Below are 21,999 nucleotides of genomic sequence, written 5' to 3'. Positions count from 1 at the left end.
GGTGCCCGACCGCGACCCCCGGGAGTCCTCAGTGGACGTGGAGATCATCGGCCGAGTGCTCAGCACCCTGCCCGACGGCGACGACCACCCCTACCGCAGCGGGCCGTGGCGGCCGCAGACGGTCGAGCGCGCGGCCGTCGACCTGCCGGTCGTCGGCGAGATCCCGGCCGACCTCGACGGCGTCTACCTGCGCAACACCGAGAACCCCGTGCACCCGGCCATCAGCGACTACCACCCGTTCGACGGGGACGCGATGGTCCATCTGGTCGGCTTCCGGGACGGCAAGGCGTTCTACCGCAACCGCTTCGTGCGCACCGACGGGTTCCGCGCCGAGCAGGAGGCCGGGCGCGCGCTGTGGGCGGGCGTCGCCGAGAGGCCGGAGGTGGCCTTGCGCCCGGACGGGTGGGGCGCGCGCGGGCGGATGAAGGACGCGTCCAGCACCGACATCGTCGTGCACGCCGGGGTGGCGCTGACCAGCTTCTACCAGTGCGGCGAGCTCTACCGGCTCGACCCGCTCACCCTCGACGACCTCGGCAAGTCCACTTGGCACGGTGACTTCCCGGCCCGGGGCGTGTCCGCGCACCCCAAGGTCATCCCCGACACCGGCGAGATGTTGTTCTTCAGCTACGGCAAGGACGAGCCCTACCTGCACTACGGCGTCATCGACGCCGACGACCGGCTCGTGCACCACACCCCGGTCGAGCTGCCCGGCCCGCGCCTGCCGCACGACATGGCCTACACCGAGAACTACGCCATCCTTAACGACTGCCCGCTGTTCTGGGACCCGCAGGCCCTGGCCGCGGGCCGCCACGTCGCCCGCTTCCACCCGGACCTGCCCCTGCGCCTGGGCGTCGTCCCGCGCCGGGGCACGCGGGTGCGCTGGTTCGAGGCCGCGCCGACCTACGTCCTGCACTGGGTCAACGCCTACGAGGAGGGCGACGAGATCGTCCTGGACGGGTTCTTCCAGGGCGACCCGGAGGCCCGGGGCGGCACTTTCCCCGGCGACCGGCGCTACGCCCGCGTGTTCCGCATGTTGTCGCTGGATGGGATGCAGACCCGGCTGCACCGGTGGCGGCTGAACCTCGCCACCGGCACAGTGAGGGAAGAACGGCTCAGCGAGTCGATCACCGAGTTCGGTATGATCAACCCCGGCTGCGCGGGTCGGTCGTACCGCTACGCCTACGCCTCGACCGGCGCGCCCGGCTGGTTCCTGTTCGACGGCCTGGTCCGCCACGACGTGCGCACCGGCGCCGAGGACCGGTACCGCTACGGCCCTGGGGTGTTCGGCAGCGAGACGGCCGTCGCGCCTCGGGTCGGGGCCAGCGACGAGGACGACGGATACCTGATCACGATGACCACGGACATGACGGCCGACCGCTCGGAGTGCCTGGTGTTCGACGCCGCGCGCGTCGGCGACGGCCCGATCGCCAGGGTGGCGCTGCCCGAGCGCGTCAGCAGCGGCACGCACAGCACGTGGGCGGCGGGGGCGACGCTGCCCGGGTGGCGCGCCACGGACGACCCGCTAGGGGCGTCATGATCCATCCGCCGGATGAGCCGACCCGGCTGGGCGCCGGTGGCGACAACGCCATCGCGTGGGCCATCGGCGTCACCGCGGACGAATGGACGCTGCTGATCCTGCGCTACGCCCTCACCGACGGCGTCACCCGGTTCCACCAGTGGCAGGAGCTGCTGCCGATCTCGACCGCCGTGCTCACCGCGCGGCTGCGCCGCATCTGCGAGGTCGGGATCTTCGACATGGCCCCCTACGCCGACAAGCCGCTGCGCCACGAGTACCGGCTCACCCCGCGCGGGATGTCGCTGTGGCCGATGATGGCCACGATCTGCGCCTGGGAGGGCGGCTGGGCGCACGGGCAGGCCGAGCCCGTCCCGGTCATGGTCCACCACCGCTGCGGCCGCGCCTTCGACCCGCTGATGGCCTGCTCGACCTGCGGGGAGACCGTCGAGCCGCGCGAGGTCACCGGCGAGTTCGGCCCCAGCGGGTCGTGGCCGAGGTCCGCGCCCAACACCACTCTGCGGCGGCGCTCCAGCGGCTCGTCGACCCTGGGCCCCGGGTTCTTCCCGCACACCCGCGTGCTCGTCGGCAACCGCTGGTCCGCGGCGATGATGGGCGCTGCCTACCTCGGCGCGCACCGGTTCTCCGAGTTCCAGCGGCGCCTGGGCGCGCCAGCCACCGTCATCGCCGACCGCCTGCGCCGGTTCCAGGCCATCGGCGTGCTGCGGACGGTCGACGGCGAGAACCGGCCCGACCGCTCGGAGTACCGGCTCACCGACAAGGGGCGCGCGTTCTTCCCGGTCGTGATGACGGCGATCGAGTGGGGCCAGCGCTGGTTCATCGCCCCGGAGGGGCCCGCGGTGATCTTCCGCCACCGCGGCTCGGAGCACCCGTTCTCGGTGCTGCTGCGCTGCTCGGAGTGCGGGGGAGTGCTCGCGGGCCGGGAGATCTCGGTCGTCCCGCGCGCCGCCGTGCAACCCCGGCACGGTGCCATTCCGTCCTGAGTCCATGACCCGACGTATCGGCATCCTCGTCGGGACCGCCCTGCTCGCGTTGGCGACGGCCTGCGCAGAACCGCAGTCCGCGCCGGAGCAGGCGCCGGTCCCACCCGCCCAGTCAGCGCCCGCGGACGACCCGGCCGACCAGTCCGGCCGCATCCCGCCTGCGGGCTCGACCCCGGTCCCGGACGCGCAGCTGGAGACCGCGGCGCTGCCCGAGGGGTACCCGGTCGAGGTGTGGACCGCCGACGGCGGCGCCACGCTCGGCCTCGGCGCCCAGGAGGGCGGCTGCGGCAAGGCCAGCGCGGAGGTGACGGAGCAGACCGCGGAGAAGGTGGCGGTCACCATCGTCGAGACCACGCCCGCGAAGGCGGAGGTCTGCACGATGGACATCCGGTATGTGACGGTGACCGCCGAGCTCAAGGAGCCGCTGGGCGAGCGCGAGGTCGTCATCACCACCGAGCAGCGCAAGTCCTAGTCCCCCGTTGACCCGTGCCCCTGGTCGGACTGCCCCGCCGACCAGGGGCACCGCCTTGTCCGGGGTCCGAAAACTGAGGATTTGTCCCGACCTGCAACGCGCCGCGGTCCGACTACCGTCCTCTGGTTATGAAGCGTTCCCTTATCCCCGCTGTCCTGCTGGTCCTGCTGACCGCGACCGCGTGCGGCGAGCGGCAGGCGGGCGGCACCCCGGAGATCCCGGTGGGCGAGGGCTCGCCGTCGCTCACGATGCCGACCAAGCCCACGCCCACGGTCGCCCCGCCCAGCGGCTCCGCCGACCCGACGCGCCCGGCGCTCACCAGCGGCCCCTCCGGCGTCGTGGCGCCCCCCGGCTACACCGTCCTCCCGCCCGACCAGGTGGAGAACAAGACGACGCCCTCCGACCTCCACGAGGACGACCGCGTCTGGGTGTCCGAGGACGGCCGCACGCTGCAGCTGTTCGCGGTCGCGCCGACCCCGTGCACGCCCATGGAGGCGAAGGTCGTCTCGACCGACGGCGCCAAGGTGACGCTGGCCCTCGGTCCGATGGCCCAGCCGCAGGGCGGGCCCGAGGGTCAGGCGTGCGCCCAGGTGGTCACGCCGGTGCCCGTCGCGGTGTCCCTCGCGGACGCGCTGGGGGACCGCGTGGTTGTCCTGACGACCGGTTCGTGAAACGTGACCCTGGTCACCGCACTGGTGACCGGGTCGCCCCGTGAAGTGTCCGTCCCGCCGATCTCCCCGCCCCCGTCGACTCCGGCCGAGCCGAAGTCAGCGGGGGCGGACTTATGCCAGGTCAGTGCGGTGAAACGCCTTCGCGTCTCCTGGCGGACGATCTCCCGCCGATGCTTAACGCACGCTGAGTAACCGATCTTCACCCGGTCGCGCGCTGTGACCTGCGCAAATTGAGCCAGGTCACAGATTGTTTGCCTTATCGATTGCGCATGGTTAGCGTCTCGACGTTCGTCACGGTTCGGTCACGAGCGTGTGGCATGTCGGTTCCCCCGCCGCGTGTCGCCTGGGATCCCCCGCCCGGAGCCCGTCCGGACCTCCCCGAGACGGAAGGCACTCCCCAATGCCCATCGAGGGCCATAGCCAGAACGCCCCCGTGCAGCGCACGGAGGGCAAACACCGCAAGAAGTCCACGTTCCCCAAGGGCCACTTGGCGGCCACGGCCGTCGCGGCGGGCCTCGCCGTCGCAGTCGGGACCCCGCTGCTGTCCGCTCCGGCGGCCTCGCAGCCCGACTCGACAGTCAGCGAAGTCCTCCGCATGGCCTTCACGACCGAGCCCGCCGCGGCAGAGGTCCGCTCGTACCCCCAGCGCGTCCAGACGGCCGCCGCCGAGCTGGCCCAGGTGAAGCGGGCCGAGGCGGCCCGCGAGCGCCAGCGCAAGGCGCTGGCGGCCGAGAAGGAGCGCATCGCCGAGGCCAAGCGCAAGAAGGCCGAGGAGGCCAAGGCGCGCGAGGCCGCGGAGCGCAAGAAGGTCGCCGAGCGCAAGAAGGCGGCCGAGCGGAAGAAGGCGGCGACCACGGCCAAGGCGCGCGCGTGGGTCAAGCCCACCGTCGGCCGGTTCACCTCCGGCTTCGGCGCCCGCTGGGGCACCACCCACTACGGCGTCGACATCGCCAACAGCATCGGCACGCCGATCCGGTCCGCCGCGGCGGGCAGGGTCATCGACGCGGGCCCGGCCAGCGGCTTCGGCCTGTGGGTGCGCGTCCAGCACAACGACGGCACCGTGACGGTGTACGGCCACGTGAACGAGATCCTGGTCAGCAACGGCGCGAAGGTCGCCGCGGGCCAGCAGATCGCCACCATGGGCAACCGCGGCCAGTCGACCGGTCCGCACCTGCACTTCGAGGTGTGGGCGGACGGCAGCCGCAAGATCAACCCGGTTCCGTGGATGGCCGCCCGCGGGGCGCCGCTCACGTAAGCACCGACGGACAAGGGCCCGCTCACCCGGTGAGCGGGCCCTTTCCCGTCAGCGCTTGAAGGAGATCTGCAGGGTCGGCTGGGCGGTCCCGGCGAAGAAGTCGTTGCCCTTGTCGTCGACCACGACGAACGCGGGGAAGTCCTCGACCTCGATCCGCCAGACGGCCTCCATGCCCAGCTCCGCGTACTCCAGGACGTCGACCTTCTTGATGCAGTCCTGCGCCAGCCGGGCCGCGGGGCCGCCGATGGAGCCCAGGTAGAACCCGCCGTGCCGCTGGCAGGAGTCGGTGACCTGCTTGGAGCGGTTGCCCTTGGCGAGCATCACCATGGAGCCGCCCGCGGCCTGGAACTGCTCCACGTAGGAGTCCATGCGCCCCGCGGTGGTGGGCCCGAACGAGCCGGAGGCGTAGCCGTCGGGGGTCTTGGCCGGGCCCGCGTAGTAGACCGGGTGGTCGCGCAGGTACTGCGGCATCGGCTCGCCCGCGTCCAGCCGCTCCTTGATCTTGGCGTGCGCGATGTCGCGCGCCACCACCAGCGGCCCGGACAGCGACAGCCGCGTCTTGACCGGCAGCCGCGACAGCGTGGCCCGGATCTCGTCCATCGGGCGGGTGAGGTCGATGCGCACGACCTCGTCGGACAGGTCCTCGCCCTGCACGTCGGGCAGGAACCGGGCCGGGTCGCGCTCGAGCTGCTCGAGGAAGACGCCGTCCGGGGTGATCCTGGCCTTGGCCTGCCGGTCGGCCGAGCAGCTCACCGCGATCCCGACCGGGCAGGACGCGCCGTGCCGGGGCAGGCGGATGACGCGCACGTCGTGGCAGAAGTACTTGCCGCCGAACTGCGCGCCGATGCCGAACTCGCGGGTCATCGCCAGCACCTGCTGCTCCAGGTCGAGGTCCCGGAAGCCGTGGCCGAGCGCGGAGCCCTCGGTCGGCAGGGTGTCGAGGTAGCGGGCGGAGGCCAGCTTGGCCACCTTCAGGTTCTGCTCGGCGGACAGGCCGCCGACCACGATCGCCAGGTGGTAGGGCGGGCACGCGGCAGTGCCGAGGCCGCGCAGCTTCTCGTCGAGGAAGGCGGCGAGGCGCTTCGGGTTCAGGACGGCCTTCGTCTCCTGGTAGAGGAAGGTCTTGTTGGCGGACCCACCGCCCTTGGCCATGAAGAGGAACTCGTAGACGGGGTCGGTGCCCGGCTTGGTGTGGATGTCGATCTGCGCGGGCAGGTTCGTCCCGGTGTTCTTCTCGTCCCAGAAGGTGACGGGCGCCATCTGCGAGTAGCGGAGGTTGAGCTCCTGGTAGGCCTCGAACACGCCCTGCGCGATCGCCTGCTCGTCGCCGCCCCCGGTGAGGACGCTCTCGGTCCGCTTGCCCATGACGATCGCGGTCCCGGTGTCCTGGCACATGGGCAGCACGCCGCCTGCGGCGATGCAGGCGTTGCGGAGCAGGTCCATCGCCACGAACCGGTCGTTCCCGCTGGCCTCGGGGTCGTCGACGATGGCGCGCAGCTGGGCGAGGTGGGAGGTGCGGAGCAGGTGCTGGATGTCCTTGATCGCCTCTTTGGCGAGGGCGGTGAGCGCTGCGGGCTCGATCTCGAGGAATCGCCGACCCGCCGCCTCGACCACCCTGACCCCGTCCGGGCTGACCAACCGGTACTCGGTGGCGGTGTCCGGGCCGAGGGGGAGGACGTCGGTGTAGTCGAAACTCGTCGTGGTGGTCACGGTGCAGCGGCTCCCTTGCGCGCGTCCGGGGAATGCCCCTGAACGTACCGCCTACGGCAGGCGGGGAAGACGCCGTCTCCGTGTGATTCCCGACCCCGGACGGTTCCCGTCCGCTGCCGTGGAACGACCGGGCGAATCGGACCCCGGAAAGTCGGAAGGCCGGGGCGGCCCCCGGCCGCCCCGACCTCCCGCCGCAGCGAGGCCGAGCCCGCAGGCCCTCCTCGCGAAGTCGATTGGTAGACAGTGCCGGTGATGGCGGTCACATGTCAACGCGTCTATATGAGTGACGTAGCTGAGCGGGGGGAGGTTGCCTCGGGGGACGGAATTTCTTCCCTGGAGGCGGTCTGACGTTGGTGCTGAGGGGGCCAACCTGGCGCCCTGTCGGGGTGCTCCGGGCTGGCTCGGATTGGTCACCTCGGGGCCGTTCCGCTTGGTCGGGGCGTGTCGCTTAGCCCTGCTTACTCAGAGTCATTTGCAGTTGCCCTGCGTGAGTTGGGGTGCATAGACGTCGGGGCCGGTCGTGCTCGACCGGCCCCGAGTGTCATGTGACGCGCTTCGCGAGTTGATTTGGGGGTCCGATGGGGTGGACCCGCATTCGCGGGGCCCCTAAGCGAAGCGTCGCGGGCGCGGAGAAGCGGCGGAGCGGGCAAGCCGTCCGCGCCCGAGCGAGGGTAGCGACGCTTCGCTCCCCACGAATGCGGGTCCACCCCATCGGACAGGGGTGGCTCGCGTGTTGCGGTTCGTGGGTGGTTGCGCTGCTTCAAACCCGGATTGGGTGCGGTGTTGTCTAGCCCAATCTTGGGTGTGGCTGCTCTGCGCTCGGCACTCGGCGGGTCGGTGTTGTCTGGCTAGCTGGCGTAGGCGCGGAGTTTTTCGGCTCGCTCGCCCTGGCGCAGCTTGCTCATGACCTCGCGCTCGATCTGGCGGACTCGTTCGCGGGAGAGGCCGAAGCGCTTGCCGATTTGGTCGAGGGTGCGGGGTTGGCCGTCGTCGAGGCCGTAGCGGAGGCGGATGACGGACTGCTCGCGGTCGTCGAGGGTGCCCAGGACGCGGCGCATGTCCTCCTGGAGGAGGCCGGAGATCACAACCGTCTCGGCGTCGGTGGCCTCGCCGTCCTCGATGAAGTCGCCGAGGGGGGCGTCCTCCTCGGTGCCGACGGGCATGTCCAGGCTCACCGGGTCGCGGGCGTGGTCGAGGAGGTCGGCGACCTTCTCCGGGGCGATGCCCGCCTCACGCGCCAGTTCCTCCGTCGTCGCGTCGCGGCCGAGCTGCTGGTGCAGGTCGCGCTTGATGCGCGCCAGCTTGTTCACCTGCTCGACGAGGTGGACGGGGAGGCGGATGGTGCGGCCCTGGTCGGCCATGCCCCTGGTGATGGCCTGGCGGATCCACCACGTGGCGTACGTGGAGAACTTGAACCCCTTGGTGTAGTCGAACTTCTCCACCGCGCGGATCAGGCCGAGGTTGCCCTCCTGGATCAGGTCCAGCAGCGGCATGCCGCGGCCGGTGTAGCGCTTGGCCAGCGACACCACCAGCCGCAGGTTGGCCTCCAGCAGGTGGTTCTTCGCCCGGTGGCCGTCGCGGACCAGGGCGCGCAGCTCGCCGCGGCGGTCGTCCGCGAGCTCCGGGGCGGTGTCGAGCATGTGCTGCGCGAAGACCCCCGCCTCGATGCGCTTGGCCAGCTCGACCTCCTCCTCGGCACTGAGCAGCGCGGTCCGGCCGATCCCGTTCAGGTAGACGCGGACCAGGTCGGCTGCCGGGCCCTGCGCGTCCAGGTCCGCCGCCTCGTAGGCCACTTCCGGCTCGCGCTGGTGCGGGATCGTCATGGTGCTCCTCCCCCTGTCGCGGTGGTTCTGTCTCTCCCAACGTGCGCGGGTGGCATTTCGTTCCCGCCCACACTGTGATGACGGTCCCCGTGACCTGGGGGTTGTTCAGCTTTAACTGAGGTTTCGCTGAGAAATCCGCGACCGTCCACCCGGGACAGGGGAAACCGGTCAAACCTCCACGATGACCGTGAAGGGACCGTCGTTGACGCTCTCCACGGACATCATCGCGCCGAACCGGCCGGTCTCCACCCGCGCGCCCCGGGAGCGCAGCTCGGCGACGACCGCGTCCACCAACGGCTCGGCCTGCTCGGGCCGGGCGGCCTCCGTCCAGGACGGCCTGCGGCCCTTCCGGGTCGCGGCGTAGAGGGTGAACTGGCTGACGACCAACAGCGGCGCGCCGATGCTGGCGCACGACTCCTCGTCCCGCAGGACGCGCAGCTCGTGCAGTTTGCGGGCCATGGTCTCGACCTTGTCCGGCCCATCATCGACATGCACGCCCAGCAATACGAGCAGCCCCGGCTCATCGATGCGGCCCACGACCGACCCGTCGACGACAACAGATGCCCGGGTCACCCGGGCGGCAACGGCCCTCACCGGGGCATGATCACACGCGGGCGACCAGGTGGAAGTAACGGGCGGTCAGCACGTACGGCTGACGCGTGGACAGCGCCAGCTCCAGCTCCTCCACCTCGGCGGTCAGCTCCTCCGCGGGGAGGTACCCGGCGACGCAGCTCACGCCGTAGTGGGCGATGACGTCGGCGCCCACGGCCGCCAGGTCCGCCCGGACGTCGTCGGCGGTGCACGCGTCCGCGTCGACCTCGGCCAACGCGCGGGCGATGTCGTGGCGCTTGAGCGCGGCGTAGAGGGGCGCGGCCGCCGGGTTGGGGGCGAGCACGGAGAGCAACCCGCCCTCACGCACCGGAGCGGCCAGCGCCCGCAGCAGGGCCATGCGGTCGTCGGCGAAGTGCACGAGGTTGTGGCAGAGGGCGACGTCGAAGTCGTGCTCGCCGAACAGCTCGGGGGCGTCCTCGGCGGCGGCCTGGACGATGTGCACGCGGTCGGACACGCCCTGTTCCTCGGCGCGGGCCTTCGCCGAGCACAGCATCGCGCCCGCCGGGTCGAGCACGGTGACCTCGTGGCCTGCCAGCGCCAGCCGGACCGCCTCGCTGCCGCCGCCACCGGCCACGTCGAGGACCCGCTGCGGGCCGGACACGTGCCGCAGCAGGTTGGCCTCGGTCACCCGGTGGCGCAACCGGCCAGCCGGGGTGTCCGGGCGCGGGGGCAGCGCCCGCGGTCGGGTCTCGACCATGTCGAGCGTCATTCCTCGTTTCTACCGGTGCCCCTGGATTTCCCCATACATCTCTACCCGGATGGCCCAACTGCCATGCCGAGGTGGCACCATTGACGCGGAGGTGGTGTCGTGAAGACTCCGGACAGGGACGACACCGCGGTACTGATCACCGAGGCCGAGCCCTCGTACGAGGACCAGTTCGCCGCGCGCAAGCGCAAATACATGGTCATGATGTCGCTGCGCGTGCCCTGCCTGATCCTGGCGGGCGTGTTCCACGAGACGTGGTGGTTGGCGCTGGGCTTCGTCGCCCTGTCCATCCCGCTGCCGTGGGTCGCGGTGCTCATCGCCAACGACCGGCCGCCGCGCAAGGCCGAGACGGTCAACCGCTACCGGCGCGAGGCCAAGGCGCTGGAGAGCGGGCCCCGGCAGGTCATCGACGGCTGAGCCGGGCGACCGGCTGCGCGCCGACCCGGCTCACCGCCGCCGCGCCCGCCGCGACACCGGCGGCCAGGGCCGCCCTCGGGCCGGCCCCGCCCAGCCATGCCGTGAGCACCCCGGCGTCGAACGCGTCGCCAGCCCCGGTCGAGTCGACGCAGTCCGCGGCGACGGCGGGCACGCGCACGGTCCCGGACGCGTCCAGCCAGCTCGCCCCGCCGCTGCCCGCCGTGGCGGCGACCGCGCGGACGGACTTCAGCACGTCCGCGCCCAGCACCGCCATCTCGTCGGCGTTGGGCAGCAGCAGGTCGACCCCGCGCACCCACTCCAGGAACGTCGCCGCGTCCTCGATCAAGGCCGCGGCCTGCGGGTCCACGGACGTGGTCAGGCCCGCGGCCCGAGCGGCGGCCAAGGCGTGCAGTCCGGCCTCCCGCGAGGACTCGTCGAGCAGCACATAGCCGGACAGGTGCAGATGCGCCGCCCCGGACAGCACATCGGGGGACAAATCGGACGGCCGCAGCCGGGCGTTGGCGCCCCGGTCGGGCAGCATGCTGCGCTGCCCGTCGCCGTCGACCAGGACGACGACGCAGCCGGTGCTCGCGTCCGGGTCCTCGGTGAACGCGCACCGCACGCCCAACGCGGTCAGGTCGGCCCGGACCTGCCCGGCCGCCGCGTCCGTGCCGACCCGCGACACCAGGGTCACCTCGGCGCCCAGGTGGGCCAGCCACGCCGCGGTGTTCGCGCCCGCGCCGCCCGCGGTGAGCGCGATCGACGCGCGGGTGTCGTGGCCGTGGCGCACCTCGCCGTCCGGCCGGGCCACGATGTCCAGAGCGGTGTCGCCCACCACCACGACGCGCATCCGTCTCCCTCGATCGAAATGGGCTGCGCGGCGCGCCGCCATGCGGTAGAAAGCTACCCGGCCCGCGAGTCGGGCCCGTTCCCGCTGTGGTCATCCCCTTCCAGGCATGCCGAGGAGGCGTTTCGCTGTGCCGCGCGCGTCGTGGGCCCTGATCACCGCGGGCTTCCGCCGATACGCCACCTACCGCCAGGCGACCTTCGCGGGCACGTTCACCAACATCGTGTTCGGCTTCCTGCGCTGCTACATCATGCTCTCCGTCGCCGCGAGCGCTGGCGGGCTGCTGCGCGGCTACGACAGCGCCCAACTCGTCACTTATGTCTGGCTCGGCCAGGGAATGCTCGCCGTGGTCAACATGTGGGTCCCGCTCGACATCGCCGAACGCGTGCGCACCGGGGACGTGGTGACCGACCTGTTCCGCCCGATCAATCCACTGTGGACGTACTTGTGGACCGACATCGGCCGCGCCGGGTTCGCGATGCTGACCCGGTTCACCGTCCCGATCGCGGCGGGCCTGGTGTTCTTCGAGATGCACCTGCCCCGGAATCCGCTCACCTATGCCCTGGTCGTGCTCTCCATCGTCGCCGCGGCCGTGGTCGGGTTCGGGGGCCGGTACCTGATCGGCCTGACCGCCTTCTGGCTGCTCGACACCCGGGGCGCGGTCGCGGCGTGGGGCATGCTGTCCACGGTGGGCAGCGGCCTGTACTTCCCGCTGACCGTCCTGCCCGAGTGGCTGCGCGTCGTGCTCTGGGTCGGCACGCCGTTCCCGTCGCTGCTGCAGGCCACCGCCGACATCGCCGTCGGCCGCGGCGACCCCCTGCTCATCCTGGCGGGCCAGGTCTTCTGGGCCGTGGTCCTGCTGGCGCTGTGCGGGGCCGTGCAGCGGCGCGCGACGCGGAAGCTGGTGGTGCAGGGTGGCTGACCTCGGCGTCTACCTCCACATCGTGCGGGCGCAGATCCGCAGCCAGACGCAGTACCGGATGTCCTTCGCGATCGACCTGGCCGCGAGCACGCTGATCAGCGCGCTCGACATCGCCACGGTGTTCGTCCTGTTCTCGGTGAGCGGTGGGCTCGGCGGCTTCGGCGGCCCGGCCGTGCTGCTCATCGCCGGGCTCTCCGCGCTCGCGTTCGCCATCGCCGACGCCGTGTTCGGCAACGCCGAGCGGCTGCGCGAGCTGGTCCGCTCCGGCGGGTTCGACGCGCTCCTGCTGCGCCCGCTGTCCGCGCTGGCCCAGCTCCTGGCGGTCAACTTCGCGCCCCGCCGCGTCGGGCGGGTCGTGCAGGGCATGGTCGTCTACGGCCTCGGCCTCGCCGTGGCCGACATCGACTGGAATCCCGCCCGGGTCCTGCTCGCCGTGGTCACGCCGCTGACCGGGGCGGTCATGTTCGGCTGCCTGTTCATCATCGGCGCGACGGTCGCGTTCTGGTGGGTGGAGTCCGGCGAGGTCGCCAACGCCTTCACCTACGGCGGCCGCGACTTCACCTCCTACCCGCTCACGATGTACGGCGGCGGCTTCTTCGGCCGCTTCTTCGCCTTCGGCATCGGGTTCGCCTTCGTGGCGTACCTGCCCGCACTGGCCCTGCTGGACCGGCCCGACCCGATGGGCGTGCCCGACTGGCTGCGCTGGTGCTCCCCGCTCACCGCCATGATCGCCGTCCTCGCCGCCACCGCGCTGTGGCGGGTCGGCATCCGCCACTACCGGAGCACCGGATCGTGATCATCGAAGCAACGGGCCTGCGCAAGGACTTCACCGTGCGCCGCAAGGTCGGCCGATTCCGCCGCGAGAAGCACGTCGTGTCCGCTGTGGACGGAGTCGACCTGGCGATCGGGCGCGGCGAGATCCTCGGCTACATCGGACCCAACGGCGCGGGCAAGTCGACAACGCTCAAGATGCTGACCGGCGTGCTCACCCCGAGCGCGGGCCGGGCGCGGGTGTGCGGGCTGGAGCCGGTCGCCCAGCGGGTCACCCTGGCCCGGCGCATCGGCGTGGTGTTCGGGCAGCGCTCGCAGCTGTGGTGGGACCTGCCGCTGGCCGAGTCGTTCAGCCTGCTGCGCCACATCTACAAGGTCCCCGCCGCCGACCACGCCGCCCGCCTCAAGCGGTGCACGGCGCTGCTGGGGCTCGACGAATTCGCCCAGACCCCGGTCCGCCAGCTCTCCCTCGGCCAGCGCATGCGCGGCGAGCTGACCGCCGCCCTGCTGCACGGTCCCGAGGTGCTGTTCCTCGACGAGCCCACGATCGGCCTGGACGTGCTCAGCAAGCAGGCCGTGCGCGAGTTCCTCGCCGAGGTCCACGCGGCAGGCGAGGCCACCATCGTGCTCACCACGCACGACCTCGCCGACATCGAGAAGCTGTGCAGGCGGCTGGTGGTGATCGACCACGGCCGCGTCGTGCACGACGGCTCCCTGGACGAGCTGCACGCCCGCTACGGCTCCCGCCGCGAGATCGTCGCCGACCTCGACGCTGCCTGGCCCGGCCTGACGCTGCCGGGCGCGCAGGTCACCGCCGTGGAGAACGACGGGCGCCGGGTCCGGCTCGCCCTCGACGGCGCGACGGCGGGCGAGGTCGTCGCCGCGCTCGCCCAGGCCGTGCCGCTGCGGGACCTGTCGGTGCAGGAGCCGGAGATCGAGGACGTGATCGCCCGCCTCTACCGCCGGGACTGAGCGACCGCGACCTCGGCGGCGACCCGCGTGTTGGCGGCGACCAGCTCGATGTTGGCCGTCAGGCTCACGCCGCCGCTGGCGGTGTGGAAGTGCTCCAGCAGCACGGGGGTGACGTCCTTGCCGCGCACACCGCGCTCGCGCAGCAGCGCCATGCCGTCGGTCAGCAGGCGGTGGTGCAGGTCGGTGTCCATCTCGAACTCGGTGGGCACCGGGTTGACCAGCAGGACCCCGCTCGACCCGGTCTCGCCGTGCGCGGCGATGACCGCGGCGGCCTCCTCGGGCGTGTCGACCCGCCACGGCACGCCGAAGGCGGACTCGCGCCGGTAGAAGGCGGGGAAGTGGTCGGTGCGGTAGCCCAGGACGGGCACCGAGCGGGTCTCCAGCACCTCGACGGTCGCGGCGATGTCCAGGACGGACTTCACCCCGGAGCAGACGACGGTGACCGGCGTGGCGGCGAGGACGTCGAGGTCGGCGGAGATGTCCCAGGCCTGCTCGCCGGGCATCGCCAGGTGCACGCCGCCGAGCCCGCCGGTGGCGAACATGCAGATCCCGGCCCGGTGCGCCAGCGCCGCGGTGCTGGCCACGGTGGTCGCGCCGTCCCGCCGCATGGCGAACGCGGGGCCGAGGTCGCGCAGGGACAGCTTCAGCATGTCCGACCCGCACACCCGGGCCAGCTCGTCCGCCGACAGCCCGACCCGGGCCGTGCCGTCCAGCACGGCGATGGTCGCCGGGACCGCGCCCGCCGCCCGGACGGTCTCCTCGAGGCGGACCCCCACCTCGTGGTTGCGGCCAGCGGGCAGGCCGTGGGCCAGCAGCGTGCTCTCCAGGGCGACCACGGGCGTGCCGTCGGCCACCGCGGCGGCGACCTCGGCGGAAAGTTCGATGCTCACGACGGGTCATCATGGGTGATGGCCGGGGGTCGGTGCATCCCGGGTTGAGGCATCATTGAGGGGTGAGCGCACCCACCCAGACCCTCCCCGAGGTCGACACCCGTCCGGAGGGCACCGACAGCACGGGCGATGACACGCCGAAGATGTTCCACTACGTCCGCAAGGACAAGGTCGTGGAAAGCGCGGTCATGGGGACCATGGTCGTGGCGCTGTGCGGTGAGGTCTTCCCGGTCACCAAGTCCCCGAAGCCCGGCTCGCCGGTCTGCCCGGAGTGCAAGAAGATCTACGAGCGGATGAAGCCGTAGGAAATCGCCTGCTGACGCCCGGGCCGCCACGGCCCGGGTCGATGGCCCGCGGCTGAGCCCCGATCCGGCTCGACCACTGCGGCACCGATGCGGTGCGGCGGGACTGGAACCGCCAGGTGATGTGCGCGGTTCGGGCCAGCCCCGACGACCCGCGCGGTCGGGGGCAGTCGCGGGAGCGTGACCGGCTCAGTCCGAGTCGTGGTGCCTGCGGCTTGGGGCGGGGCCGCTCCAGTCTTGTCCAGGTGGTTGCCTGCGCGGTGCGCCCTGCCTGTAGGGCGGGTTCGGCGGGACGGGGCCGCGGTCCCAGCCCGTCGGCCGGGGCGGCTGGGCACTCGCGTGGGGTGGCTGGGGCGTGCGGTTCGGGGGCGGAGTGGGCGAGCGGTCCGCAGTGGCGGGCGGCGTGCCGTTGGGGGGCGTGGCGTCCGCACGCGTGGCGTTGGGGGGCGTGGCGGTCGGAGGTGGGGTGTTCGGGGGTGTGGCGTTGGGGGGTGTGGCACTCGGGAGTGCGGTGTTCGGAGGTGCGGCGTTCGGGGGTGGGCTGTCGGGCTGCCAGGCCTTGCCCTTCTCCTCCTCGCGCCTGCGCTCGTTGGCCCGTTCCATCTCCAGGCGGCGCCACTTGCGGCGTTGGCGCTTGGTCATCTTCGCGGGCCACATGTCCTGGATCGCGGCGTTGAAGTACGCGCCGAGGGTGATGGCCAGGCCGATGAAGAAGGCGAACAGCAGGAACGCGATCGGGGTCGCCAGCGCGCCGTAGGTGTAGCCGGTGGTGGTGATCCAGCCGATGTAGAGGCGCAGGCCGATGCTCGACGCCAGGAACACCACCATCGCCAGCGCCGCGCCCGGCAGGCCGCGGTGCCACGGCAGCTTCCGGGGCAGCGCGAGCTTGTACAGCGTCGCCAGCGCCAGCACGAGGATCACGCCGATCGCGGGGTAGTAGGCGATGTCCAGCCAGGTGGCGATCGTCGGCTGCCAGGACGCCGGGAACAGGTTGGGCAGGATGTCCGGGCCCAGCGCCAGCACCGGCAGGCCGATGATCAGCAGCACCAGGCTGGCCATGTAGAGCAACAGCGCGAACACGCGCTGCCACACATCGCCACGGACCCCGTTCTGGCCGTGCGCGACCGTGATCGCGTCGACGAACGACGACATCGCCGACGAGCCCGCCCACAGCGATATGAGGAATCCCACGGAGACGATCTCGCCGCGCCCGACGGTCAGGATGTCCGAGACCGTAGGCTGGATGATCTGGGTCACGACGCTCTCGCTGAACGCCGTCCGCGAGATCTCGATGATGTCGGCCTCGACGGCGCGCGTGACGTCCTGGCCGAGCCAGTCGGCGACGAAGCCGAGCATGCCCAGCAGCCCGAGCAGCAGCGGCGGGAGCGAGAGGACCTGCCAGAACGCCGCCTCAGCCGCCTCGGAGAACAGGTTGCCGTGCCATGCCTTGGACAGCGTGTGCCGCAGGAGGCCGCGACGCCGCGCGACCTGCATCGGGATGGCTGCCTGAGTGGTCATCTCGGTGACAAGCATGTCCCATCCGCGGCCGTTCGGCCCGACTACCGGGCAAACTCCGGTCCGCGTGTCCGCCCCGGCCCGGGTAGTCTCTCGGGTGCCCTCGTCGGACTCCGCTGAGGGCGTTGTCGTGTCCGGGGGGTCTGGGCACAACCGGAGAGGAGCGGCGTGACCCGGGCAGAAGCGGAACCGGACACCACGGCGGCCCCGGCCGCCCGTCCGCTGCGCGACTGGCAGCGGCGCGCGCTGACCAAGTACCTCACCCGCAGGCCGAAGGACTTCCTCGCCGTGGCGACGCCCGGCGCGGGCAAGACGGTGTTCGGCCTGCGCATCGCCGCCGAGCTGCTGGCCGACCGGACGGTCGAGCGGGTCGTGATCGTGGCCCCGACCGAGCACCTCAAGCACCAGTGGGCCGAGTCCGCCGCGCTGGCGGGCATCGCGATCGACTCGAACTTCACCAACTCCATGGGCGCGACCTCCCGCGACTTCCGCGGCGTCGCCGTCACCTACGCGCAGGTCGCGGCGCACCCGTCGCTGCACAGGGTGCGCACCGAGCAGTTCAAGACCCTGGTGATCCTCGACGAGATCCACCACGGCGGCGACGCCAAGAGCTGGGGCGAGGCCGTCCGCGAGGCGTTCACCCCCGCCGTGCGGCGCCTGGCCCTGACCGGCACGCCGTTCCGCAGCGACGACTCGCCGATCCCGTTCGTCGAGTACGAGCCCGACGGCGCCGGGTTCATGCGCAGCCGCGCCGACCACACCTACGGCTACGCCGACGCGCTGCGCGACGGCGTCGTCCGGCCGGTGATCTTCCTGGCCTACTCCGGCGAGGCGTCCTGGCGCACGAGCGCGGGCGAGGAGTTCACCGCGCGGCTCGGCGAGCCGATGACGGCGGAGCAGACCGCCCGCGCGTGGCGCACGGCGCTGGACCCGGCGGGGGAGTGGATCCCGTCGGTGCTCGGCGCGGCCGACGTCCGGCTGTCCCAGGTCCGGCAGAACGTGCCGGACGCAGGCGGGCTGGTGATCGCCTCCGACCAGGAGTCGGCCAGGGCGTACGCCAAGATCCTCGCCTCGATCACCGGGGAGGACCCGACGCTGGTCCTCTCCGACGACCCGAAGGCCTCCGGCCGCATCGCGGAGTTCTCCGCGTCGACGTCGCGCTGGCTGGTCGCGGTCCGGATGGTCTCCGAGGGCGTCGACGTCCCGCGCCTGTCGGTCGGCGTGTACGCGACCTCGGCGTCGACGCCGCTGTTCTTCGCCCAGGCCATCGGCCGCTACGTGCGGGCGCGGCGGCCGGGGGAGACCGCGAGCGTGTTCCTGCCGTCGGTGCCGGTGCTGCTGGACCTCGCCAGCCAGCTGGAGGCCGAGCGCGACCACGTCCTCGGCAAGCCCCACCGCGAGAACGACGGCTGGGAGGACAACCTCCTCGCCGACGCCAACCGCACCAAGGACGAGCCGGGCGAGGAGGAGAAGGCGTTCACCGCCCTCGGCGCCTCCGCCGAGCTCGACCAGGTGATCTACGACGGCTCGTCGTTCGGCACGGCAGCGTTCTCCGGCTCCGACGAGGAGCAGGAGTACCTGGGCCTGCCCGGACTGCTGGAGCCCGACCAGGTGCGCGCGCTGCTGCGCAAGCGGCAGGAGGACCAGGTGGCCGCCCGGTCCCAGGCCGCGGCGTCGGCCCCGGCCGCGCCGCCCCCGCCGCCGCGCCCGCAGAACGTCGCCGAACGCCTTGCCGCCCTGCGCAAGGAGCTGAACGCGTTGGTCGGCATGGCCCACCACCGCACCGGCAAGTCCCACGGCGCCCTGCACAACGAACTCCGCCGCATCTGCGGCGGCCCGCCCACCGCGATGGCGACGGTGGAGCAGCTGGAGGAGCGCATCGCGACCCTGCGGTCCTGGTGATCTGACCGCCCGCTCGCGGTACCCCCGGCCTCGACCCGCGCATAAGTCGGTGCCCAGGAAGATCCCGGCCTGGTGGTCAACTCTGCGTAGCCAGGCCGTCGCCGATGCGCTACAGATGATCCTGGAATGTCGAGAGCGTTGCCAAACCGTGTCCGACGGAAGGCGTCTGAATCGAGTCAGTGTGGTTTGCCGCACGCACCTCGGCGGCATATGTTGTGCCGCACAACATTTCACCCGACGGTCGCCCGGGCCCGGCGGCACACGCGGGATCAGTGTGGAAGGGACAGCGATGCGCAGCAAGACTCTGGCGCTGGTGGCGGCGGGACTCGGGGTGTCCCTCGCCATGACGGCCTGCGGGGCCAACCAGGCGAACACGACCGATCCGGGGCAGTCCACGACGCAGGCGCCGGGCGGCGGGGAGGGCGTCAAGGTCGGCGTCATCCTGCCGGAGACCGCGTCCTCCGCGCGCTGGGAGGGCTTCGACAAGCCGATGATCGAGGCCGCCATGGCGGCCGAGGGCCTCGACGCGGACGTGCAGAACGCGCAGGGCGACGTGCAGAAGTTCACCACGCTCGCCGACAGCATGATCAGCCAGGGCGTGAAGGTCCTGGTCATCGCCTCGATCAACAGCGAGGTGGGCGCCTCCGTCGCGGCGAAGGCGAAGGCGCGGGGCATCCCGACCATCGACTACGACCGGCTCAACCTCGGCGGCTCGTCGGACTACTACGTCTCCTTCGACAACGTGAAGGTCGGCGAGCTGCAGGGCAAGGGCCTCTCCGAGGCGCTCAAGGACAAGAAGGGCGCCGAGGTCATCATGATCGAGGGCGCCCCGACCGACAACAACGCGACCCTGTTCACCCAGGGGCAGAAGAACATCCTGCAGCCGCTGTACGACTCCGGCGCCCTCAAGCTCGTCCGCGAGCAGGCCATCGACGGCTGGGACAACCAGAAGGGCGGCGTCACCTTCGAGCAGATCCTGACCGCCAACGGCGGCAAGGTCGACGGCGTCGTCGCCGCCAACGACGGGCTCGCGGGCGCGGTCATCAACGTCCTGCGCAAGAACGGCCTCAACGGCAAGGTCCCGGTCACCGGCCAGGACGCCACCCCGGACGGCCTGATGGCCATCCTGCGCGGCGACCAGCACATGACCGTCTTCAAGCCGATCAAGCTGGAGGCCGAGCACACCGCCAAGCTCGCCGCCGCGCTGGCCAAGGGCGACACCGCCGCCGCCGACGCGATCGCCAAGCAGACCAGCGACGACCCGGTGGGCAAGCGCCCGGTCAAGTCCGTGCTGCTCGACCCGATCCTGATCACCAAGGAGAACGTCAAGCAGGTCGTCGACGAGGGCTACGTCCCCGCCGCCGACATCTGCGGCGGCGACCTCAAGCAGGTCTGCACCGAGCTGGGCATCAGCTAGTCCGACGGCCGTCCCCCGGCGCGGAGCCGGGGGACGGCCCCCAGGGAGATCCGGGCAATGAGCGAACCCATCCTTGAGATCACCGGGCTCAACAAGAGCTTCGGGCCCGTCCACGTGCTGCACGACGTGGACTTCACCGTCCGCGCGGGCGAGGTCACCGCGCTCGTCGGCGACAACGGCGCTGGCAAGTCCACTTTGGTCAAGTGCATCGCGGGCATCCACCCCATCGACGGCGGCGAGGTCCGGTTCAACGGCCAGGTCGCGCACATCCACGGCCCCCGCGACGCCGCGGAGCTGGGCATCGAGGTCGTCTACCAGGACCTCGCGCTGGCCGACAACCTCGACATCGTGCAGAACATGTTCCTCGGCCGCGAGCGCGGCGGGGCGTGGCTGCTCGACGAGGCCGACATGGAGCGCGCGGCGCGCGAGACGCTCGCCTCGCTGTCGGTGCGCACCGTCAAGTCCGTCCGCACGCCCGTCTCCGCGCTGTCCGGCGGACAGCGCCAGACGGTCGCCATCGCCAAGGCCGTCCTCTGGGACAGCAAGGTCGTGCTGCTCGACGAGCCCACCGCCGCGCTCGGCGTCGCGCAGACCCGGCAGGTGCTCGACCTCGTGCGCAGGCTGGCCGAGCAGGGCCTCGGCGTCGTCCTGATCAGCCACAACATGGCCGACGTCTTCGAGGTCGCCGACCGCATCGCCACCCTCTACCTCGGCCGCATGGTCGCCGAGGTGCCGACCAGGGACGTCACCCACGCCCAGGTCGTCGAGCTGATCACCGCGGGCCGGTCCGGGGAGCTGGGCCTGGCCCGCCCCGAGACCGCGACCGTCTGAGCCGGAGCCACCCATGACAGACACCCCCGTCGCCGCGAAGAAGGAGAGCGCCATCTCCGACTTCGGCATCGACACCACCAAGCAGTCCACCGCCGAGGCCGTGCGCGACTACGCCGCCCGGCTGCGCGGCGGCGACCTCGGCTCCCTGCCCGCCGTGCTCGGCCTGGTCGCCCTGGTGCTCGTGTTCGCGCTGCTGTCGGACTACTTCCTCACCCTCGACAACGTCGCCAACCTGCTCGCCCAGGGCGCAGGCAAGATGATCATCGCCATGGGGCTGGTGTTCGTCCTGCTGCTCGGCGAGATCGACCTGTCGGCGGGCACCGCGTCCGGCGTGTGCGCCGCGGTGATGGCCATGCACTACGTCCGCTCGGGCAACCTGCTCGGCGGCATGGGCAACACGGTCTTCTACGTCTTCGTCGGCGGCCTGATCGTGGCCATCGCGCTCGCCGTGCTCATGCGGATCTGGGCGGGCGCCGGGTTCGCCGCCGTCGCGGTCGTCATCGCCGCGATCGGCGCGCCGCCGAACCCGTGGATCGAGATGCTGCTGGCCCTGTCGGTCGGCGCGGCCATCGGCGTGATCACCGGGTTCCTGGTGTCCAAGATCGGCATGCCGTCGTTCGTGGTGACGCTGGCGCTGTTCATCACGTGGCAGGGCGTGATCCTGCAGTTCATCGGCGAGGGCGGCGTGTTCGGCATCGGCACGCAGCCGACGCTGTTCGCCGTGGCCAACGGCAACCTCCCGGTGTGGGGGAGCTGGCTGCTGTTCGTCGTCGCCGCGGGCGGGTACGCCGCCGTCGTGCTCGGCGAGCACTTCGTGCGGTCCAACCGCGGCCTGGTCACCCCGCCGACGCCGGTCGTGGCCGCCAAGGTCGGCGCGGTCGCGGTGATCGGCGCGCTGTCGACCTGGGCGCTGTGCCTCAACCGCTCGCCCAACGACGCCGTGGTCATCGAGGGCGTGCCCTACGTCGTCCCGATCATCCTCGCGCTGCTGGTCATCGGCACCTACGTGCTCAACCGCACGCGCTACGGCCGCCACATCTACGCCGTGGGCGGCAACGCCGAGGCCGCCCGGCGCGCGGGCATCAATGTGAGCAAGATCCGGGCCAGCGTCTTCGTGGTCGCGTCGTCGGCGGCGGCGATCGGTGCGATCGTGTACTCGTCCAAGGTCGGCTCGGTCGACCCGCAGGCAGGCGGGCTCAACACGCTGCTGTTCGCCGTCGGCGCCGCGGTCATCGGCGGCACGTCGCTGTTCGGCGGGCGCGGCAAGGTGTTCCACGCCGTGGTCGGCGGTCTGGTCCTGGCGACCGTGGAGAACGGACTCGGCCTGTTGGAGCAACCGGCCGCGGTGGTCAACATCGTGACCGGCCTCGTACTGTTGCTCGCGGCGACCGTGGACGCGCTTTCCCGCAGGCGGGCGGCGGTGGCGAGCAGGTAGCAGGAGGAGACG

The 21,999-nt window shown here is 71.8% G+C and carries 21 protein-coding genes; 14 read left to right on the top strand and 7 right to left on the bottom strand.

Going from position 1 to position 21,999, the window contains the following annotated elements; all coding sequences use genetic code 11:
- Position 1 precedes the first annotated feature (1 nt).
- The 5 genes from IEY98_RS26015 (at position 2) to IEY98_RS25995 (ending at position 4,915) form a co-directional block, all read left to right on the top strand.
- The gene (locus IEY98_RS26015; protein ID WP_229787461.1) at positions 2–1,537 is read left to right on the top strand and encodes a carotenoid oxygenase family protein; all 1,536 of its coding nucleotides are present in this window, start codon (positions 2–4) and stop codon (positions 1,535–1,537) included.
- Complete coding sequence (locus tag IEY98_RS26010; protein ID WP_189213247.1) at positions 1,534–2,517, top strand: winged helix-turn-helix transcriptional regulator; 984 nt, start codon at positions 1,534–1,536, stop codon at positions 2,515–2,517. The genes IEY98_RS26015 and IEY98_RS26010 overlap by 4 nt, the downstream gene beginning before the upstream one ends.
- Before the next feature lie 4 nt (positions 2,518–2,521).
- Complete coding sequence (locus IEY98_RS26005) at positions 2,522–2,989, top strand: hypothetical protein (protein WP_189213246.1); 468 nt, start codon at positions 2,522–2,524, stop codon at positions 2,987–2,989.
- 128 nt (positions 2,990–3,117) lie between these two features.
- Positions 3,118–3,660: a hypothetical protein gene (locus tag IEY98_RS26000; RefSeq protein ID WP_189213245.1), complete on the top strand. Its 543-nt coding sequence runs from the start codon at positions 3,118–3,120 to the stop codon at positions 3,658–3,660.
- A gap of 433 nt (positions 3,661–4,093) precedes the next feature.
- Positions 4,094–4,915, top strand: coding sequence for a M23 family metallopeptidase (locus IEY98_RS25995; protein ID WP_229787459.1), 822 nt, complete (start codon positions 4,094–4,096; stop codon positions 4,913–4,915).
- A gap of 48 nt (positions 4,916–4,963) precedes the next feature.
- Here the strand turns inward: IEY98_RS25995 and IEY98_RS25990 are convergent, their stop codons facing one another.
- The 4 genes from IEY98_RS25990 to IEY98_RS25975 form a co-directional block, all read right to left on the bottom strand.
- A complete protein-coding gene (locus tag IEY98_RS25990) occupies positions 4,964–6,625 on the bottom strand; it encodes a fumarate hydratase (RefSeq protein WP_189213243.1) in 1,662 nt (553 codons plus the stop codon).
- Between the two features lie 848 nt (positions 6,626–7,473).
- Complete coding sequence (locus IEY98_RS25985) at positions 7,474–8,448, bottom strand: sigma-70 family RNA polymerase sigma factor (protein ID WP_189213242.1); 975 nt, start codon at positions 8,446–8,448, stop codon at positions 7,474–7,476.
- Between the two features lie 168 nt (positions 8,449–8,616).
- Positions 8,617–9,042, bottom strand: coding sequence for a D-aminoacyl-tRNA deacylase (gene dtd / locus IEY98_RS25980; protein ID WP_189213241.1), 426 nt, complete (start codon positions 9,040–9,042; stop codon positions 8,617–8,619).
- Positions 9,043–9,052: 10 nt separating this feature from the next.
- Positions 9,053–9,769: a methyltransferase domain-containing protein gene (locus tag IEY98_RS25975; protein ID WP_189213240.1), complete on the bottom strand. Its 717-nt coding sequence runs from the start codon at positions 9,767–9,769 to the stop codon at positions 9,053–9,055.
- Positions 9,770–9,868: 99 nt separating this feature from the next.
- Between IEY98_RS25975 and IEY98_RS25970 the strand changes: the two genes are divergently transcribed.
- The gene (locus IEY98_RS25970; RefSeq protein ID WP_189213239.1) at positions 9,869–10,183 is read left to right on the top strand and encodes a DUF3099 domain-containing protein; all 315 of its coding nucleotides are present in this window, start codon (positions 9,869–9,871) and stop codon (positions 10,181–10,183) included.
- Here IEY98_RS25970 and IEY98_RS25965 read toward each other — a convergent pair.
- Positions 10,170–11,033 (bottom strand): carbohydrate kinase family protein, encoded by an 864-nt coding sequence (locus IEY98_RS25965; RefSeq protein ID WP_189213238.1) that lies wholly within the window; start codon positions 11,031–11,033, stop codon positions 10,170–10,172. The genes IEY98_RS25970 and IEY98_RS25965 overlap by 14 nt on opposite strands.
- A 106-nt stretch (positions 11,034–11,139) precedes the next feature.
- Here IEY98_RS25965 and IEY98_RS25960 point away from each other — a divergent pair, with 106 nt between their 5' ends.
- Genes IEY98_RS25960 through IEY98_RS25950 form a run of 3 tightly spaced genes read left to right on the top strand, consistent with a single transcriptional unit; the run spans position 11,140 to position 13,695 of the window.
- Positions 11,140–11,952 carry an ABC transporter permease gene (locus IEY98_RS25960; protein WP_189213237.1) on the top strand — a complete coding sequence of 271 codons (813 nt, stop codon included), beginning with the start codon at positions 11,140–11,142 and terminating at the stop codon, positions 11,950–11,952.
- Positions 11,945–12,748, top strand: coding sequence for an ABC transporter permease (locus IEY98_RS25955; RefSeq protein ID WP_229787456.1), 804 nt, complete (start codon positions 11,945–11,947; stop codon positions 12,746–12,748). Before IEY98_RS25960 ends, IEY98_RS25955 begins: the two co-directional genes overlap by 8 nt.
- Positions 12,745–13,695: an ABC transporter ATP-binding protein gene (locus tag IEY98_RS25950; RefSeq protein ID WP_229787454.1), complete on the top strand. Its 951-nt coding sequence runs from the start codon at positions 12,745–12,747 to the stop codon at positions 13,693–13,695. Before IEY98_RS25955 ends, IEY98_RS25950 begins: the two co-directional genes overlap by 4 nt.
- On the opposite strand, the gene IEY98_RS25945 is transcribed toward IEY98_RS25950, so the two are convergent.
- Positions 13,680–14,585, bottom strand: coding sequence for a pseudouridine-5'-phosphate glycosidase (locus IEY98_RS25945; protein ID WP_189213236.1), 906 nt, complete (start codon positions 14,583–14,585; stop codon positions 13,680–13,682). The two genes, IEY98_RS25950 and IEY98_RS25945, sit on opposite strands and share 16 nt — an antisense overlap.
- 62 nt (positions 14,586–14,647) lie before the next feature.
- Here IEY98_RS25945 and IEY98_RS25940 point away from each other — a divergent pair, with 62 nt between their 5' ends.
- The gene (locus IEY98_RS25940) at positions 14,648–14,890 is read left to right on the top strand and encodes a DUF3039 domain-containing protein (protein WP_189213235.1); all 243 of its coding nucleotides are present in this window, start codon (positions 14,648–14,650) and stop codon (positions 14,888–14,890) included.
- Between the two features lie 186 nt (positions 14,891–15,076).
- On the opposite strand, the gene IEY98_RS25935 is transcribed toward IEY98_RS25940, so the two are convergent.
- A complete protein-coding gene (locus IEY98_RS25935) occupies positions 15,077–16,405 on the bottom strand; it encodes a YihY/virulence factor BrkB family protein (protein ID WP_229787452.1) in 1,329 nt (442 codons plus the stop codon).
- A 165-nt stretch (positions 16,406–16,570) separates the two neighbouring features.
- Between IEY98_RS25935 and IEY98_RS25930 the strand changes: the two genes are divergently transcribed.
- The 4 genes from IEY98_RS25930 (at position 16,571) to IEY98_RS25915 (ending at position 21,987) form a co-directional block, all read left to right on the top strand.
- A complete protein-coding gene (locus IEY98_RS25930) occupies positions 16,571–18,304 on the top strand; it encodes a DEAD/DEAH box helicase (RefSeq protein ID WP_189213234.1) in 1,734 nt (577 codons plus the stop codon).
- Positions 18,305–18,593: 289 nt separating this feature from the next.
- Complete coding sequence (locus IEY98_RS25925; RefSeq protein ID WP_189213233.1) at positions 18,594–19,721, top strand: sugar ABC transporter substrate-binding protein; 1,128 nt, start codon at positions 18,594–18,596, stop codon at positions 19,719–19,721.
- 57 nt (positions 19,722–19,778) lie between these two features.
- Positions 19,779–20,552: an ATP-binding cassette domain-containing protein gene (locus IEY98_RS25920; protein ID WP_189213232.1), complete on the top strand. Its 774-nt coding sequence runs from the start codon at positions 19,779–19,781 to the stop codon at positions 20,550–20,552.
- Positions 20,553–20,565: 13 nt separating this feature from the next.
- Positions 20,566–21,987, top strand: coding sequence for a sugar ABC transporter permease (locus IEY98_RS25915; protein ID WP_189213231.1), 1,422 nt, complete (start codon positions 20,566–20,568; stop codon positions 21,985–21,987).
- Positions 21,988–21,999: the final 12 nt, after the last annotated feature.

This window comes from Actinokineospora fastidiosa (genome assembly GCF_014648415.1).
GTDB lineage: Bacteria > Actinomycetota > Actinomycetes > Mycobacteriales > Pseudonocardiaceae > Actinokineospora > Actinokineospora fastidiosa.
The sequence above is the reverse complement of the archived record's forward strand: the minus strand, read 5'-3'. Positions and strand labels throughout refer to the sequence as shown.

What these genes read in the sequence shown, in the direction of transcription:
- IEY98_RS26010 (WP_189213247.1), top strand. Translation starts at nt 1,534, where the DNA reads ATGATCCATCCGCCGGATGAGCCGACCCGGCTGGGCGCCGGTGGCGAC.
- IEY98_RS26005 (WP_189213246.1), top strand. Translation starts at nt 2,522, where the DNA reads ATGACCCGACGTATCGGCATCCTCGTCGGGACCGCCCTGCTCGCGTTG.
- IEY98_RS26000 (WP_189213245.1), top strand. Translation starts at nt 3,118, where the DNA reads ATGAAGCGTTCCCTTATCCCCGCTGTCCTGCTGGTCCTGCTGACCGCG.
- IEY98_RS25985 (WP_189213242.1), bottom strand. Translation starts at nt 8,448, where the DNA reads ATGACGATCCCGCACCAGCGCGAGCCGGAAGTGGCCTACGAGGCGGCG.
- IEY98_RS25975 (WP_189213240.1), bottom strand. Translation starts at nt 9,769, where the DNA reads ATGACGCTCGACATGGTCGAGACCCGACCGCGGGCGCTGCCCCCGCGC.
- IEY98_RS25965 (WP_189213238.1), bottom strand. Translation starts at nt 11,033, where the DNA reads ATGCGCGTCGTGGTGGTGGGCGACACCGCTCTGGACATCGTGGCCCGG.
- IEY98_RS25960 (WP_189213237.1), top strand. Translation starts at nt 11,140, where the DNA reads ATGCCGAGGAGGCGTTTCGCTGTGCCGCGCGCGTCGTGGGCCCTGATC.
- IEY98_RS25935 (WP_229787452.1), bottom strand. Translation starts at nt 16,405, where the DNA reads ATGACCACTCAGGCAGCCATCCCGATGCAGGTCGCGCGGCGTCGCGGC.
- IEY98_RS25925 (WP_189213233.1), top strand. Translation starts at nt 18,594, where the DNA reads ATGCGCAGCAAGACTCTGGCGCTGGTGGCGGCGGGACTCGGGGTGTCC.
- IEY98_RS25920 (WP_189213232.1), top strand. Translation starts at nt 19,779, where the DNA reads ATGAGCGAACCCATCCTTGAGATCACCGGGCTCAACAAGAGCTTCGGG.
- IEY98_RS25915 (WP_189213231.1), top strand. Translation starts at nt 20,566, where the DNA reads ATGACAGACACCCCCGTCGCCGCGAAGAAGGAGAGCGCCATCTCCGAC.